The sequence below is a fragment of the Bradyrhizobium sp. USDA 3262 genome (genome assembly GCF_054060035.1).
Genome location: NZ_JBSSCT010000001.1, coordinates 717,681 through 732,951 on the forward strand (window position 1 = coordinate 717,681; position 15,271 = coordinate 732,951).

Sequence of the window (15,271 nt, forward strand, 5' to 3'; positions counted from 1 at the left end):
GCGCGATGTCCACAAACTCGCTGTCGTCCCTGCGAAAGCAGGGACCCATAACCACAAGAAGCGGTTTGGGGCACACCGATCAGACAAGCAGATCGCTAAGGTCTCGCCACTCCGGATTTTCGCGCTCGATCAGTTCGATCTTCCAGTCACGCTTCCACCGCTTGAGCTGCTTCTCACGCGTGATGGCCTCTTCTGCGAGTTGGTAAGTCTCGACATGCACGAGGCGATACACGCCGTACCTTTTGACAAACGACGAGCCTTTGCCAGCCTTATGCTGCTCGAGCCTTGTCTGCACGGAATTTGTCACGCCGATATACAGCGTACCATGGCGCCGGCTTGCGAGGATGTAGACATAGTACATGCTCGGAACGCGGACCTCGCCCGACTATCTGGGCCGGTGGTTATGGGTCCCTGCTTTCGCAGGGACGACACCTTTCGGGAGGCAACAACGTCTCACATTTCCACCGATTGCACCACAATCTCGCTGTCGTCCCTGCGGAAGCAGGGATCCATAACCGCAGGGAGCGGTTTGGGGCACGGTGGTTGAACGGAAGATAAGATGGATGGTGTTGATCAGATTCCGAAGCAGGTCCTGAACCAAGATCGCACTCAACAACATTGGCCGGTGGTTATGGGTCCCTGCTTTCGCAGGGACGACACCTATTGTGTGGCCGAGACCGTGGTATCTAACTCACACCTCTTCCGCCACCACCATGTAGTTCACGTCCATGTCGGTCGACACGGTCCATTTGTCGGCGAGCGGGTTGTAGACCACGCCGGCCTGTTCGGTGACGGTGAGGTTGACGTCGCCGAGGTAGCGCTCGAGCTCGGCGGGGGTGACGAACTTGCTCCACTCGTGGGTGCCGCGCGGCAGCCAGCGCAGCACGTATTCGGCGCCGACAATGATCAGCGCAAAACTCTTCCAATTGCGGTTGATCGTCGACGCCACCATCAGCCCGCCGGGCTTGAGCATCGCCGTACAACGCTTGATGAAGGCGCCGACGTCGACGACGTGCTCGACCACCTCCATCGCCAGCACGATGTCGAAGCGCTCGCGGGCGTCCATCTCCTCCACCGTGGTGCAGCGGTAGTCGATCGACAGATGGCCCTTGTCGGCGTGCAGCTTCGCGGCAGCGATGTTGGTGGCGGAGGGATCGATCCCGATCACCTGGGCCCCTAACCGCGTGAACGGCTCGCAGAGCAGGCCGGCGCCGCAGCCGATGTCGAGCAGGCGCAGGCCGGACAGGCAGCTGAGGCTCTTGGCGTTGCGCTCGAACTTGCGACAGGCGGCGTCGCGGATATAGGTCAGGCGCAGCGGGTTGATCTTGTGCAGCGGCGCCATCTTGCCGCGCGGATCCCACCATTCATCGGACAGTTTCGAGAATTTCGCGACCTCGGCCGGATCGACCGAGCTGGCGGAGGCATTGGCGGAGGAACCGGAAAGAGTTGATTGCGTGGCCATGATTGCGCGCGCCCCTATCGCGCGGTGATCGAATTGCGGAACGACAGCGGCGCGGCGATGGTCTTGATGGTCTCGATGCCCTCGCCGACGCCGCGGATGGTGACGTCGCCATAATTGAGCAGGCGCCCCATGATGCTCTGGTTGACGTCGACGCTCTCGACCTTGTCGAGGCTCATCTCGAAGGTGCGCCGCTTGATGAATCCGCTCTTGTGCACCACGCGGAAATTGGTGACGTCGGTTTCGGTGGTCCAGCGGTGGAACCAGGCCGCGGCGGTCCAGTACAGCGCCGCGACCGCGACCACGGCGGCGGCCGCAAAGCAGGCCATCACGAGGCCGTCGACCGTCGTCATCCGCGACAGGATCAAGAGCGCCAGCACCACGATCCAGGCCCCGATCGCCGGCAAATAGAACATCCAGTGCGCATTGGTGGAATACAGCACCTTCTCGCCAGGCTGCAGGATCTCGTCGATATAACGTCCCATCCAATCCGCCTTCGAGTTGTCCCGTGTTACCCGTGCGCCACAACCCGCCCGCAACCGGCCAAAACACCCCCAAAAGACACTCGAGGGCCCCCTACCTACCGGCTTGCCCCCGGGCGCGGCGCTATGTATACGCGCGTTTCGGTCCCCGCGCTTGCGGTTTTCGGCGTGGGTTAACCTACTTATCCTCTTAAAGGAATAGACGCGTCGTCATGGGCCGCCTCGTGATGAAATTCGGCGGTACGTCCGTCGCCAATATCGATCGTATCCGCAACGTCGCGCAGCATGTGAAGCGCGAGGTCGACGCGGGCCACGAGGTCGCCGTCGTCGTCTCCGCGATGTCCGGCAAGACCAATGAGCTGGTGGCCTGGTGCACCGATGCCTCGCCGATGCACGACGCGCGCGAATATGACGCGGTGGTCGCCTCCGGCGAACAGGTCACCTCGGGCCTGCTTGCGATCGTGCTGCAGGGCATCGGCATCCAGGCGCGCTCCTGGCAGGGCTGGCAGATCCCGATCAAGACCTCGGAGGCGCACGCTTCGGCGCGCATCCTCGATATCGACGGCACCGAGATCATCACCCGCTTCAAGGAGCGCAAGGAAGTCGCCGTGATCGCAGGCTTCCAGGGCATCAATCCCGACACCGGCCGCATCACCACGCTCGGCCGCGGCGGCTCGGACACCTCGGCGGTGGCGATCGCGGCCGCGCTGCGCGCCGACCGCTGCGACATCTACACCGACGTCGACGGCGTCTACACCACCGATCCCCGCGTGGTGCCGAAGGCGCGCCGGCTCGACAAGATCGCCTTCGAGGACATGCTGGAACTGGCCTCGCAGGGCGCCAAGGTGCTGCAGGTTCGCTCGGTGGAACTCGGCATGGTGCACAACATGCCGATCTTCGTGCGCTCCAGCTTCGACAAGCCAGAGGATATCGACCCGCACGCCAACCAGCCGCCGGGCACGCTGATCTGCAGCGAGGAGGAAATCATGGAAATGCACGTCGTCACCGGCATCGCCTTCTCCAAGGACGAAGCCCAGATTTCCGTGCGCCAGATCGAGGACAAGCCCGGCATCGCCGCCGCGATCTTCGGGCCGCTCGCGGACGCCAGTATCAATGTCGACATGATCGTGCAGAACGTGTCCGAGGACGGCAAGACCACCGACCTCACCTTCACCGTTCCGGCCAGCGACTATAACCGCGCCAAGGATACGATTACCGCCGCCAAGGCCAAGATCGGCTACGCCAGGCTCGATACCGCGACCGACGTCGCCAAGGTCTCGGTGATCGGCAGCGGCATGCGCAGCCATGCCGGCGTCGCGGCCAAGGCGTTCAAGGCGCTGGCCGACCGCAACATCAACATCCGCGCCATCACCACCTCCGAGATCAAGTTCTCGGTCCTGATCGACGCCGCCTACACCGAACTCGCGGTCCGCACGCTGCACACGCTGTACGGCCTGGACCAGGCGTAGGCGCGACCGGCAGGGGCGGGGCTCGCTCCGCTGTCGTTCCGGGGCGATGCGACAGCATCGAACCCCAATTCGCAATTGCGAATTGTGGAATCTCGAGGTTCCATAATGCGCAATTGCGCATTGGGGTTCGCCGCTTCGCGGCGCCCCGGAACGACGAGACCGAGCATTGGCCGTGCTCCCCCGCCCGCCCCGGAGTTAGAATTTCTCTTAGCGGGCGCAGCATTGGGCTGACGCAGACGTTATTTGCTACTGGCAGGCGTTTTGCTTGGCAAAGCAAGCCTCGATTGGCTATACGGCCAGTCAGGTAGGCTGTCGCAAACTGTGGCACAGTTTCGGTGATCGCGAATCGGCGGGAACTGGCGAGCGGCGACACCGAATGACTAAAATTGTTGTTTTTGACGAGTTTTACGCCAGCGGCCGGCCGCACCGGTGCGCCGGCTTCGTGGGGAGGGACTGAAACACATGCGGAGCGCGTCGGGAGGCCCCCGCATCCTGTTGAGACGGCTTCGCGAGACCATGGCGGAGCAAGTCTCCGCCCAGGAGCGGCTCGACAAGATCGTGGTGCTGATCGCGGCCAACATGGTGGCCGAGGTCTGCTCCTGCTACGTGCTGCGCATCGACAACACCCTCGAGCTCTATGCCACCGAAGGTCTGAACCGCGACGCCGTCCACCGCACCGTGATGAGCGCGCATGAAGGCCTGGTCGGCCTCGTCGCCAGCGAGGCGACGCCGCTCAATCTGTCCGACGCGCAAAGCCATCCGGCCTTCGCCTACCGCCCGGAGACCGGCGAAGAGGCCTACCACTCGTTCCTCGGCGTGCCGATCCTGCGCGCCGGCAACACGCTCGGCGTGCTCGTGGTGCAGAACCGCGCCAAGCGCACCTATGTCGAGGAAGAGGTCGAGGCGCTGCAGACCACCGCCATGGTGCTGGCGGAGATGATCGCCTCCGGCGAGCTTGCCGCGCTGGCGCAGCCCGGCGCCGAGCCCGCCGCGCGGCACTCGCTGCACAAGACCGGCGCGGTGCTCTCCGACGGCATCGCGCTCGGCCATGTCGTGCTGCACGAGCCGCGTGTCGTCATCACCAACTACATCGCCGAGGATCTGCCGAAGGAGATCAAGCGGCTCGACACCGCGCTCGCCAATTTGCGCGCCGATCTCGACCGCATGCTGGAGCGCGGCGATGTCGCCGACGGCGGCGAGCACCGCGAGGTGCTGGAAGCCTACCGCATGTTCGCGAACGACCAGGGCTGGTCGCACAAGCTGCATGAGGCGGTCGCCACCGGCCTCACCGCGGAAGCCGCTGTCGAGCGCGTGCAGTCCGACACCCGCGCGCGCATGCTGCGCTCGACCGATCCCTATCTGCGCGACCGCCTGCACGACCTCGAGGATCTCGGCCATCGCCTGATGCGGCAGCTGGTCGGCCAGGACCATGCGCCCTCGCGCGAGCAGCTGCCCGACAACGCCATCCTGATCGCCCGCGCGATGGGCCCCGCGGCGCTGCTCGACTATGACCGCAAGCGGCTGCGCGGCCTGGTGCTGGAGGAAGGCACCGCGAATTCCCACGTTTCGATCGTGGCGCGCGCGCTCGGCATCCCCGCGGTCGGCGAGGTGCCGAACGCGCCCGGCATCGCCGATCCGGGCGATGCCATCATCGTCGACGGCATTTCCGGCGAGATCTATGTCCGCCCCTCGACCGAGATCGAATCCGCCTATGCCGAGCGCGTCCGGTTCCGGGCACGGCGGCAGGCGCAATATTCGGCGCTGCGCGACAAGGCCTGCGTGACCAAGGACGGCCAGCCGATCGAGCTTTTGATCAATGCCGGCCTGACCATCGACCTGCCGCATATCGACGACACCGGCAGCGCCGGCATCGGCCTGTTCCGCACCGAATTGCAATTCATGGTGAGCCCGAACCTGCCGCGCTCGAGCGACCAGCTCGCGCTGTACCGCACAGTACTCGACGCCGCGGGCTCTAAGCCCGTCACCTTCCGCACGCTCGACATCGGCGGCGACAAGGCGCTGCCCTATATGGAGACCGTGATCGAGGAAAATCCCGCGCTCGGCTGGCGCGCGATCCGGCTCGGCCTCGACCGTCCCGGCCTGCTGCGCGGCCAGATCCGCGCGCTGCTGCGTGCCGGCGGCGGCCGCGCGCTGAAGATCATGTTCCCGATGATCTCGGACATCGCGGAGTTCGACCAGGCCAAGGCGATCGTCGAGCGCGAGCTGACCTATCTGCGCCAGCACGGCCATTCGCTGCCCGAGCGGATCGATATCGGCACCATGGTCGAGGTGCCGGCGCTGCTCTACCAGCTCGACGAGCTCTTGAAGAAGGTCGACTTCGTCTCGGTCGGCTCCAACGACCTGTTCCAGTTCCTGTTTGCGGTCGACCGCGGCAATGCCAAGGTCTCCGAACGCTTCGACATCCTGTCGGCGCCGATCCTGCGCGCGCTGCGCGACATCGTGCGCAAGGCCAAGGCCGCGAAGAAGGCCGCCTCGCTGTGCGGCGAGATGGCGTCGAAGCCGATCGGCGCGCTGGCGCTGATCGCGATCGGCTACCGTTCGCTTTCATTGTCTGCAACCGCGCACGGCCCGGTCAAGGCGCTGATCCTCGACCTCGACGCCAAGAAGGCCGAGGCGATGATCAATCCGCTGCTGGATGCGCCGGTCGGCAGCGTCTCGATCCGCGCGGCGCTGACGAAGTTTGCGGAAACCGAGGGGCTGGCCTTGTAGCGACGCTGCCGTCGCCGCTGCCGCCCTTCCGTACCTTCCGCAATTCGAGATACCGCCATGCTACCCGAAGCCAAACTCGACGTCCTGCTCGCCCATCACGCCTCGCTCGAGGCCGAGCTGCTCGGCGAGGTCAAGTCCGAGCGCTATGTGCAGATCACGCGCGAGCTCGCCGAGCTCAATCCGCTGATCGACGCGGTGAAGCTCTATCGTTCTGCGCGTAGCGAACTCGCCGACACCGAGGCGATGCTGGCGGATGCCGGGACCGATCCCGAGATGCGCAGCATGGCGGAAGCCGAGCTGGAAACGCTGCAGGCGCGGCTCGGCGAGCTCGAGCAGGAGATCCGGATCGCGCTGTTGCCGAAAGACGGGATGGACGACCGCAACGTGATGCTGGAAATCCGCGCCGGCACCGGCGGCGACGAGGCCTCGCTGTTCGCCGGCGACCTGTTCCGGATGTATGAGCGCTTCGCATCCTTGCAGGGCTGGAAGGTCGAGGTGATTTCGGCGAGCGAAGGCACCGTCGGCGGCTACAAGGAAATCATCGCCGAGGTGCAGGGCCGCGGCGCGTTCGCGAAGCTGAAATTCGAATCCGGCGTGCACCGCGTCCAGCGCGTGCCCGACACCGAGACGCAGGGCCGCATCCACACCTCGGCCGCCACGGTCGCCGTGCTGCCCGAGGTCGAGGACGTCGACGTCGATATCAAGGACACCGACTTGAGGATCGAGACCATGCGCGCGGGCGGCGCCGGCGGCCAGCACGTCAACAAGACCGAATCGGCGATCCGCATCACCCATCTGCCGACCGGCATCGTGGTGATGATGCAGGACAGCCGCTCGCAGCACAAGAACCGGGCGTCGGCGATGAACATCCTGCGCTCGCGCATCTACGATGCCGAGCGCCAGCGCGTCGAAGCTGCTCGCTCCGCCGACCGCAAGGAGAAGGTCGGCTCCGGCGACCGCTCGGAGCGCATCCGCACCTATAATTTCCCGCAAGGCAGAGTCACCGACCACCGCATCAACCTGACGCTCTACAAGCTGCCGCAGGTGATCGCGGGCGAAGCGCTCGGCGAACTGATCGATGCGCTGACCACCGAGCACCAGGCGGCACAGCTCGCCGCGCAGGGCGCCGCGGCCTGACGCGCGCCGCCGCTTGCGCCGGCGGATGCTTCACTCATGGCTCGCCGGAAGACGGCGAAGACTTCAGCAAGCGGCGCAACGCCGGGCTCGCGACGCGGCGGAGCTCTTCGATGTTCTTCTTCGAGACCGACTGGAGCTTTTGCTCTCCCTTTGCCGTCAGCTTGAGCTGAACTCGCCGCGCGTCGTCGGGATCGGCAAGGCGGCTGACCAGCCCGAGCTTTGCCATGCGGTTCATCAACTCGACGGCGGAGTGATGCCGGATCAGCAGAAACCGGGCGATGTCGCCGACGGTCGGCGGACCGGGGTCGACGAAACCCTTGATGCCGAGCAGCGCCTGGTGCTGCCGCGGCGTCATTCCGGCCTTCCGGGCGCCCTCCTCGCTGAATGCGAGAAACCTGCGCAACTCGTAGCGAAACTGCGCCAGCGCCCGGTAGTCCACCGGCGCGGCCGCCGCCTTGCGTTTCGTTGCTCCGGCTGGCGCTCGTCGTTGCTTTGGTTGCGGCATTCGATCGCCCTGCTGCTGGCTCGCTCCGCCGGACGGCAGACGCTGTGCAACGCTATCAAGCCCGCGCCGGACGCACCATACTACCGGTCATCCTTCCACCCATGTTTTCAACGGTTTGACGGTCGAGCGGCGGCGGGGCCGGGCAAGCTCAGGGCTGCGGCCAGCGATCGTAGGTCGAGCTCAATATCTTCAGCAGCACGATCTGGAAGGCGACCGGAATCCGCGGGCTCCTGCGGCGAATGGATTTCTCCAGCGCCTCGGTGATCTCGCTCTTGGTGAGATGCCCGGCCGAGGCGCGCGCGACCAGATCGCCCCAGACCTCCGACAACGACTTGCCGGTGTGATGTGGAGACGGGATCGTTATTCCGCGCGTCCCGGCCCAATCGATGATCTCGCGCATGGTTTGCCGTCCGCAATTTCGCGCCGTCGCGAGATGGCGCGCGGTGAGCAGGCGCAGCAGATCGTCCGGCGGCGTCCAGCCCATCTTCGGCGGCACTTCGTCGAGCAGCTCGACCGCCAGCTCCTTCAGGACGTTGACCGCGCGGATGCTCAGGCTGCCCGATTGCTCGGCGCCACCGTGTTCGGTCGCGGCGTGCTCTCCGGCATTTCCGGTGCGACTTGAAGGCTCCTGGATCATCGCTCCCTCACTTACAGGACCCGCACCCGGTCGGTAAACCCTCGATACATCGTAGAACGATATTATTTCTATCGTAGGCCGATATGATTCGACGAAAGGTGACATTGACTAAATATGCCGGTGAGGAATTGTAGCTGCGACAGGCTGCTCGATTGCAGCCGGCGCATCGTGCCGCCGATCGATCCGATCCGGCGACGAGTGAACATGCGCGGCAACAATCAATATAATTGGAGGATACTGAGCGATGAGCACCAAGGATTTTCGGCCGGGCAGCGCCCTGAACGTTTCGCGCCGCACTTTGCTGCAAGCCGGCGCGGGCCTGATCGGCGGCACCGTGCTGCCGGCCTCGATCGCATCGCGGGCATTCGCCGAGGACCATCCGGTGATCGGAACCTATCCCGCGGGCACGTCGGGCTCTTCGGCCTTCATCGGCATCTCGGTGCCGCGCACCGGCACCTATGCGGTGCAGGGCGAGGATGAGCTCAAGGGCTACCAGCTCGCGATCGAGCACATCAACAGCGGCCACGAGCTGATCAAGAAGATCTCGCCGAAGACCAGCAAGGGCGTGCTCGGCAAGGAGCTGAAGTTCGGCGTCGCCGATTCCGCGGCGAAGCCGAACGAGGCCGTGCAGGCGCAGCAGCGCTTCATCTCCGAGAACAAGGCGGTGATGATCACCGGCGGCACGTCGAGCGCGGTCGCGGTGGCGCTGAACAAGCTGGCGCAGCGCGAGAAGGTGATCTTCGTCTGCGGCATTTCCGGCTCCAACGACACCACCGGCAAGGATTGCGTGCGCTACGGCTTCCGCCAGAACTTCTTCGGCCAGACCGCCGCGGCGGCGATCGCGCCGGTGCTGATCAAGCAGTTCGGCAAGAACAAGAAGGCCGCCTACCTCACGCCCGACTACACCTACGGCCACACCGTCACCAAGTCGATGCAGGACTACCTCGCCCAGGCGGGCTGGACCACCGTCACCAACCAGGTCTCGCCGCTCGGCGCGCCGGACTATTCGTCCTATCTGCTCAACGTCGCGAATTCCGGCGCCGACGTGCTGATCAACGTCAACTGGGGTCACGATGCCGTGCTGTCGACGCAGCAGGCCAAGCAGTTCGGCGTGCTCGACAAGATGAAGCTCGTGGTGCCCTACCAGGTGCCGTTCATCGCCCGCGAGACCGGCGGCCTGATGCAGGGCGTCTACGCCGCGACCGATTATTGGTGGACCATCGAGGACAAATATCCGCTGGCCAAGATGTTCAACGAGGCCTTCGAGAAGAAGTACGGCTACAAGCCGGAATGGGGCGCCGAGAACGCCTATGTCAGCTTCGCGCACTGGGCCCGCATGGTCGAGGAAGCCGGCAGCTTCTATCCGCCCGACGTCATCAAGGCCTATGAGAAGGGCGAGACGCTGCCTTCGCTGGTCGGCGACGTCCACTATCGCCCCGAGGATCACCAGTGCGTCCGCCCCGTCGTCATCGTCCGCGGCAAGATGGAAAAGGAGATGAAGAACAAGGAGGACTATTACGAGGTGATCGAGATCGTCCCCGGCGACGGCTTGATGCAGAAGCCGGACGCGTTCGGCTGCCATCTCGGCGACTACACCTGATTAACGTGGGAAGACTCGGCGCCGTGGGCGGGGCGACCCGGCCCGCGGCGCCGCTTTTCTCGGAACGCATCCTCCACTGACCGGGCCAGATAAACGGCTGAGTGAACGCGCGCCATGATCAACTGGCCAAATTTCGTCTCGCAACTTTTCAACGGGCTGGCGCTCGGCGCGCTGCTCGCGCTGATCAGCTCCGGACTGACGATCATCTACGGCACGCTCGGGGTGCTCAACCTCGCCCACGGCGCCATGTTCATGATCGGCGGCTACGCCGGATATGTGGCCTATTCCTACACCGGATCGTTCATCTTCGCCGTGATCGCCGGATCGCTGTTCGTGATGCTGCTCGGCGTCGCGATGGAGCGGATCATCATCCGCCACTTCTACCATCGCCCGCATGAGGACCAGCTGCTGGTCACGTTCGGCCTCGGCATCTGCTTCGTCGAGATCGTGCGGCTGATCTTCACCAGCCAGTCGCAGGTGGTGCCGCCGCCGGCGCTGTTGCAGGGCATCACCTCGCTCGGCTTCCTGTTCTACCCGACCTACCGGCTCGCGGTGGTCGGCATCGTCGCGGTCGCGCTCGGCGCGCTATTCCTGATCCTGTACCGCACCCGGCTCGGCATGATCGTACGCGCCGGCATCGAGGATTCGGTGATGGTCGATTCGCTCGGCATCAACGTCTACCGCGTCTTCATGATCGTGTTCGGCATCGGCGCGATGGCCGCGGGCTTCGCCGGCATCATCAACGCGCCGGTGGTGTCGCTGACGCCGGGTGTCGGCGACGACATCCTGGTCGAGACCTTCGTGGTGGTGGTGATCGGCGGCGTCGGTTCGTTTCCCGGCGCCATCCTCGGCGGACTGATCGCCGGCGAGATCATCAGCATCACCTCGATGTTCAACCCCGGTTACGCCTACGTCATGCTGTTCGCGGCGATGACGCTCGTGCTGGTGCTCAGACCGCATGGCCTGCTCGGCACGCAGGGCCGCGAATGACGACGGATATTTAGATGCTTAAACAGCGCCCATACCTGATCGAATTCCTGACGGCCGCCGGCCTGATCGTCGCGCCCTTCGTGCTGCCGTGGCTCGGCTTCGCGCCCAACACGGTGAACCGGATCCTGGTCTGGGGCCTGTTCGGCCTCGGCTTCGACATCCTGTTCGGCTTCACCGGCCTGCTGTCGTTCGGCCAGTCGGCCTTTTACGGCACCGGCGGCTTCGTCGCCGCCTATCTGCTGACGCGCGCCGGCTTTCCCTACGTCGTGCTCGCGCTCGTCATCGGCATGATCGCGGCCGCCGCCACCGGCTATCTGATCGGCCTGATCGCACTGCGCCGCACCGGCATCTATTTCGCGATGATCACGGTGGCGATCGCCGAGGTGTTCTTCTTCGTCGAGTTCAATCCGCTGTCGGACTTCACCGGCGGCGAGAATGGGCTGCCGGGCGTGCCGACCCCGAGCTTCAATCTCGGCTTCACCACCCTGCACTTCACCACCGGCTGGTCGCTCTATCAGTTCCTGGCGCTGTGCTACTTCATCGGCGTCGTGATCGCGCTGCGCATCGTGCGCTCGCCGGTCGGCGCCGTGTTCAGCGCGATCCGCGACAATCCGCTGCGCGCCACCGCGGTCGGCCACAACATCCACGGCTACAAGCTGACCGCCTTCGTGATCGCCGCCGCCTATGCCGGCTTTGCCGGCGGGCTGCTCGGCGTGCTGCAGGCCTTCATGCCGCCCGACGCGTTCACCTTCGACACGTCGGGCCAGCTCGTGATGCAGACCGCGATCGGCGGCCGCGGCACGCTGTTCGGGCCGCTGGTCGGCGCCGCGGTGTGGCTGTCGCTGCAGGACTTCCTGCAGGCGGCGCTCGGGCTCGGCGCGGCCTGGAAGCTCGTGCTCGGCATCGTGTTCGTGCTGCTGGTATGCTTCCTGCGCCGCGGCATCATCGGCGGCCTCGCCGACCTGTACCGCCTCCTGACCGGACAGCGCGGCGCCAAGGAGCCGGAGGAGAGTGCACCCGAGGTCGTCGCCGTGGCCAGCGAGCGGCACGCCGCAGCGCCCGTCGCGCCGAAGCCGGTGGCGGCTCGCGCCGGCGGCAATCCGTCCGGACCGATCCTCCAGGCAAGCGGCCTGACCAAGCGCTATGGCGGCCTGCTCGCCAACAGCGACATCGACTTCACCGTCAATCACGGAGAGCTGCGCGGCATCATCGGCCCGAACGGCGCCGGCAAGTCGACCTTCTTCAAGATGCTGACCTGCGAGGTGCACCCGACCTCGGGCACCATCCTGTTTGACGGCCGCGACATCACCGGCATGAACGTCACCGACGTCTGCCAGCTCGGCCTGACCAAGAGCTACCAGGTCAACCAGCTGTTTGCCGGGTTGACGGTGCGCGAGAATCTGGTGATCGCGGCGCTGTCGGCGCTGCGCGGCAAGTTCAAGCTCGATTTGTTCCGCAGCATCGACAGCATCCCCGGCCTGTCCGAGCGCGTGCAGCAGACGCTCGAGCTGGTCAATCTCACATCGAGGCCCGATACGCCGGTGTCCGAGCTCGCCTATGGCGAGAAGCGGCGGCTGGAGATCGGGCTGGCGCTGGCGACGTCGCCGAGCCTGCTGCTGCTCGACGAGCCGCTGGCCGGCATGAGCCCGCGCGAACGCGTCGAGACCGTCAAGCTGCTGAAGTCGATCAGCCAGGGCCGCACCATGATCATCATCGATCACGACATGGATGCGCTGTTCGAGCTCGCCGAGCGCGTCACCGTGCTGCAGGAGGGCCGCGTGCTGGTCGAGGGAACGCCGGAAGAAATCAAAAGCAATTCGACCGTCCAGGAAGCCTATCTTGGCGGCGTGCATGGAGTGCTCGCCGCATGAGCCTGCTCGAGGTCAACGGATTGAACAGCTATTACGGGGATTCCCACATCCTGTTCGACGTCTCGATGCGCGTCGAGCGCAACGAGGTGGTGGCGCTGCTCGGACGCAACGGCGCCGGCAAGAGCACGACGCTGAAGAGCCTGATGGGCGTGGTGACCCCGCGCCGCGGCTCGGTGATGTTCGACGGCGTCGAGATCTCCGGTCGGAAGAGCCACAAGATCGCGCAGGCCGGCATGCAGCTGGTCCATGAGGAGCGCCGCATCTTCGGCAGCCTGAGCGTCGAGGAGAACCTCGTGATCGCCGGCCTGACCGCCTCGCAGCGCTGGCCGCTCGACCGCATCTACGAGATGTTCCCGCGGCTGCGGGAACGGCGCGGCAACCGCGGCACCGACCTGTCGGGCGGCGAGCAGCAGATGCTGGCGATCGCGCGCGCGCTGGTGCGCGATCCCAAGATCATCCTGCTCGACGAGCCGTTCGAGGGCCTGGCGCCGGTGATCGTGCGCGACCTGATGAAGGCGTGCCGCGATCTGGCCGAGGCCGGACAGACCATCGTGCTGGTGGAGCAGAACCTCGCCGCGACGCTGGCGCTGGCGCAGCGCATCTACATCATCAACAACGGGCACATCGTCCATGAGGGGCCGGCGCAGGAGATCAAGGCCCAGCCCGACGTCCTGCAGCGCTATCTCGGGGTTTAACCCGCTAATTCGTGATGAAGCCAGGGAGAATAGATCTCACCGCACGCTCACTGCACCTCTCCCGCTTGCGGGGGTCGAGACGAGCGAAGCTCGCTCTTAGGTCGCATCGCATCGGAGATGCGATGCGGGTGGGGTTTTCTCCACAATGTGACTCGCGGAGAGAGCCCCCACCCCAGCCCTCCCCCGCAAGCGGGAGAGGGAGCGTACTGCCGCTGGCGCCGCTCTTCCGCGCTGACCGCTTCCAGCTGCAGCTCACCCTCCCAGCGCCGCGATCATCCGCCTAGCGTGATCTGCTAGCACATCCATCTCCGCCTTGACGGTCTGCGCGGGCAGCAGCGCGACGCCGGCCTTCACCGGCATCACATGCATGTGCAGGTGAAACACCACCTGGCCGCTGGCGGGCTCGCTGAACTGCTGGATGATGATGCCGTCGGCGGCAAACGCCTTCGTCGCCGCGATGGCGATGCGCTTGGCTGACCGCGCCACCGCGGCAAGGTCGTCTTCGGCGATATCGAGGATGCCGCGCGCGGGCGCCTTCGGAATGACGAGCGTGTGACCGGGCGATCGCGGCATGATGTCGAGAAAGGCAAAGGTCCGGTCGGTCTCGTAGACCTTGAAGCTCGGGACCTCGCCGCGCAGGATCCTGGCGAAGATGTTCTGGTCGTCATAGCCCGTCATGGTCGCGCGTTCCGGATCGATCGGTTGAGATTTCGACCGTGCGCGCCGGCCGCACGGGGCGCAAGTGATATCGACGCCGCATCGACCATCGGCTAACAACGCGCCATGAGCGAACCCGCTGGAAATGGCCAGACCGTCGAGAGTATCAGGCGCAGCCTCGCCGCGCGCCTCACAGCGGCCGGCCACGACGGCGCCGAACTCGATGCGCGACTGCTGGTCGGCGCCGTCCTAGGGCTCGATCTTACCGGCATGATCACGGGCGCCAAACGCACGCTGACGAAGGACGAAGCCGATCGCCTCGAGCGCCTCGCGCAGCGCCGCCTCGCCGGCGAACCGGTGGCGCGCATCCTCGGCGTCAAGGAGTTCTGGGGATTGGCGCTGCACCTGTCCGCCGCGACGCTGGTGCCGCGCCCGGACACCGAGACCGTGGTCGAGCGCGCACTCGAACTGCTGCGCGCCGACGGCATGGCCGAGCGCGCGTTGCGGATCGCCGATCTCGGCACCGGTTCTGGCGCGATCCTGCTGGCACTGCTCTCGGAACTGCCGAACGCGCATGGCTTCGCCACCGACATCTCGGCGGAGGCGCTTCAGACCGCGAGCCGCAACGCCGCCGCGCTCGGACTTAGCCAGCGCACGACATGGATCGAGTGCGACTACGGCCGCGGGCTGGCCGGCGCGTTCGAGCTGATCGTGTCCAACCCGCCCTACATCCCCTCGGCCGACATCGCCGGGCTCGACATCGAGGTGCGCGCGCATGATCCGCGCGCGGCGCTCGACGGCGGGGCCGACGGGCTCGACGCCTATCGCGCGCTGATTTCGCAATCTGCGGGTCTTCTGACCTCAGGAGGATTTCTGGTTGTGGAAGTCGGACAGGGTCAGAGCGGCGACGTTGAAGCGCTGATGACGGCATCCGCCTTATCCCCAACGGGGCCGCCAAAAGCCGATCTCGGGGGCATCCCGAGGGCCGTTTCCGCCCGCCGACTGCCCCGATAAAGTCCTATTGGAACGAAAAAAAACC

At 65.5% G+C, this 15,271-nt stretch carries 14 protein-coding genes; 8 read left to right on the top strand and 6 right to left on the bottom strand.

Annotated elements, in window-relative coordinates:
* Positions 1-79: 79 nt before the first annotated feature.
* From ACVWYP_RS03370 to ACVWYP_RS03380, 3 genes are all read right to left on the bottom strand, one after another.
* Positions 80-361, bottom strand: a complete 282-nt coding sequence (locus ACVWYP_RS03370) for a GIY-YIG nuclease family protein (RefSeq protein ID WP_304497736.1) — start codon at positions 359-361, stop codon at positions 80-82.
* Positions 362-691: 330 nt separating this feature from the next.
* Complete coding sequence (gene ubiG / locus ACVWYP_RS03375; protein WP_304497737.1) at positions 692-1,462, bottom strand: bifunctional 2-polyprenyl-6-hydroxyphenol methylase/3-demethylubiquinol 3-O-methyltransferase UbiG; 771 nt, start codon at positions 1,460-1,462, stop codon at positions 692-694.
* A 14-nt stretch (positions 1,463-1,476) separates the two neighbouring features.
* Positions 1,477-1,944 carry a PH domain-containing protein gene (locus tag ACVWYP_RS03380; RefSeq protein WP_028337324.1) on the bottom strand — a complete coding sequence of 156 codons (468 nt, stop codon included), beginning with the start codon at positions 1,942-1,944 and terminating at the stop codon, positions 1,477-1,479.
* A gap of 209 nt (positions 1,945-2,153) precedes the next feature.
* On the opposite strand from ACVWYP_RS03380, the gene ACVWYP_RS03385 reads away from it, so the two are divergent.
* The 3 genes from ACVWYP_RS03385 (at position 2,154) to prfA (ending at position 7,277) form a co-directional block, all read left to right on the top strand.
* The gene (locus tag ACVWYP_RS03385; RefSeq protein ID WP_028343591.1) at positions 2,154-3,410 is read left to right on the top strand and encodes an aspartate kinase; all 1,257 of its coding nucleotides are present in this window, start codon (positions 2,154-2,156) and stop codon (positions 3,408-3,410) included.
* Between the two features lie 462 nt (positions 3,411-3,872).
* Positions 3,873-6,140, top strand: a complete 2,268-nt coding sequence (gene ptsP, locus ACVWYP_RS03390; protein ID WP_028343590.1) for a phosphoenolpyruvate--protein phosphotransferase — start codon at positions 3,873-3,875, stop codon at positions 6,138-6,140.
* A gap of 57 nt (positions 6,141-6,197) precedes the next feature.
* Entirely contained in the window at positions 6,198-7,277 is a 1,080-nt protein-coding gene (prfA, locus tag ACVWYP_RS03395) for a peptide chain release factor 1 (RefSeq protein ID WP_304497738.1), read from the top strand.
* Positions 7,278-7,311: 34 nt separating this feature from the next.
* Here prfA and ACVWYP_RS03400 read toward each other — a convergent pair whose 3' ends face one another.
* Together ACVWYP_RS03400 and ACVWYP_RS03405 are read right to left on the bottom strand one after the other, a co-directional pair.
* A complete protein-coding gene (locus ACVWYP_RS03400; protein ID WP_304497739.1) occupies positions 7,312-7,782 on the bottom strand; it encodes a MarR family winged helix-turn-helix transcriptional regulator in 471 nt (156 codons plus the stop codon).
* A gap of 148 nt (positions 7,783-7,930) precedes the next feature.
* Positions 7,931-8,419 carry a hypothetical protein gene (locus ACVWYP_RS03405; protein ID WP_304497740.1) on the bottom strand — a complete coding sequence of 163 codons (489 nt, stop codon included), beginning with the start codon at positions 8,417-8,419 and terminating at the stop codon, positions 7,931-7,933.
* 244 nt (positions 8,420-8,663) lie between these two features.
* On the opposite strand from ACVWYP_RS03405, the gene ACVWYP_RS03410 reads away from it, so the two are divergent.
* From ACVWYP_RS03410 to ACVWYP_RS03425, 4 genes are all read left to right on the top strand, one after another.
* On the top strand, positions 8,664-10,019 hold the full coding sequence (locus tag ACVWYP_RS03410) for a substrate-binding protein (RefSeq protein WP_304497741.1): 1,356 nt from the start codon (positions 8,664-8,666) through the stop codon (positions 10,017-10,019).
* Positions 10,020-10,133: 114 nt separating this feature from the next.
* Positions 10,134-11,009: a branched-chain amino acid ABC transporter permease gene (locus ACVWYP_RS03415; RefSeq protein WP_304497742.1), complete on the top strand. Its 876-nt coding sequence runs from the start codon at positions 10,134-10,136 to the stop codon at positions 11,007-11,009.
* 14 nt (positions 11,010-11,023) lie between these two features.
* Positions 11,024-12,880, top strand: coding sequence for a branched-chain amino acid ABC transporter ATP-binding protein/permease (locus ACVWYP_RS03420; RefSeq protein ID WP_304497743.1), 1,857 nt, complete (start codon positions 11,024-11,026; stop codon positions 12,878-12,880).
* Positions 12,877-13,575 carry an ABC transporter ATP-binding protein gene (locus ACVWYP_RS03425; protein ID WP_057015566.1) on the top strand — a complete coding sequence of 233 codons (699 nt, stop codon included), beginning with the start codon at positions 12,877-12,879 and terminating at the stop codon, positions 13,573-13,575. The genes ACVWYP_RS03420 and ACVWYP_RS03425 overlap by 4 nt, the downstream gene beginning before the upstream one ends.
* A 252-nt stretch (positions 13,576-13,827) precedes the next feature.
* Here ACVWYP_RS03425 and ACVWYP_RS03430 read toward each other — a convergent pair whose 3' ends face one another.
* On the bottom strand, positions 13,828-14,253 hold the full coding sequence (locus ACVWYP_RS03430) for an HIT domain-containing protein (protein ID WP_304497744.1): 426 nt from the start codon (positions 14,251-14,253) through the stop codon (positions 13,828-13,830).
* A gap of 105 nt (positions 14,254-14,358) precedes the next feature.
* Between ACVWYP_RS03430 and prmC the strand changes: the two genes are divergently transcribed.
* Positions 14,359-15,246, top strand: coding sequence for a peptide chain release factor N(5)-glutamine methyltransferase (prmC, locus tag ACVWYP_RS03435; protein WP_304497745.1), 888 nt, complete (start codon positions 14,359-14,361; stop codon positions 15,244-15,246).
* Positions 15,247-15,271: the final 25 nt, after the last annotated feature.

Bases quoted from the DNA above. Each gene is read 5' to 3' on its own strand.
- ACVWYP_RS03425 (WP_057015566.1), top strand. From the start codon at position 12,877: ATGAGCCTGCTCGAGGTCAACGGATTGAACAGCTATTACGGGGATTCC.
- prmC (WP_304497745.1), top strand. From the start codon at position 14,359: ATGAGCGAACCCGCTGGAAATGGCCAGACCGTCGAGAGTATCAGGCGC.
- ACVWYP_RS03370 (WP_304497736.1), bottom strand. From the start codon at position 361: ATGTACTATGTCTACATCCTCGCAAGCCGGCGCCATGGTACGCTGTAT.
- ACVWYP_RS03430 (WP_304497744.1), bottom strand. From the start codon at position 14,253: ATGACGGGCTATGACGACCAGAACATCTTCGCCAGGATCCTGCGCGGC.
- ptsP (WP_028343590.1), top strand. From the start codon at position 3,873: ATGCGGAGCGCGTCGGGAGGCCCCCGCATCCTGTTGAGACGGCTTCGC.
- ACVWYP_RS03415 (WP_304497742.1), top strand. From the start codon at position 10,134: ATGATCAACTGGCCAAATTTCGTCTCGCAACTTTTCAACGGGCTGGCG.
- ACVWYP_RS03410 (WP_304497741.1), top strand. From the start codon at position 8,664: ATGAGCACCAAGGATTTTCGGCCGGGCAGCGCCCTGAACGTTTCGCGC.
- ACVWYP_RS03380 (WP_028337324.1), bottom strand. From the start codon at position 1,944: ATGGGACGTTATATCGACGAGATCCTGCAGCCTGGCGAGAAGGTGCTG.
- ubiG (WP_304497737.1), bottom strand. From the start codon at position 1,462: ATGGCCACGCAATCAACTCTTTCCGGTTCCTCCGCCAATGCCTCCGCC.
- ACVWYP_RS03420 (WP_304497743.1), top strand. From the start codon at position 11,024: ATGCTTAAACAGCGCCCATACCTGATCGAATTCCTGACGGCCGCCGGC.
- ACVWYP_RS03400 (WP_304497739.1), bottom strand. From the start codon at position 7,782: ATGCCGCAACCAAAGCAACGACGAGCGCCAGCCGGAGCAACGAAACGC.
- ACVWYP_RS03405 (WP_304497740.1), bottom strand. From the start codon at position 8,419: ATGATCCAGGAGCCTTCAAGTCGCACCGGAAATGCCGGAGAGCACGCC.
- prfA (WP_304497738.1), top strand. From the start codon at position 6,198: ATGCTACCCGAAGCCAAACTCGACGTCCTGCTCGCCCATCACGCCTCG.
- ACVWYP_RS03385 (WP_028343591.1), top strand. From the start codon at position 2,154: ATGGGCCGCCTCGTGATGAAATTCGGCGGTACGTCCGTCGCCAATATC.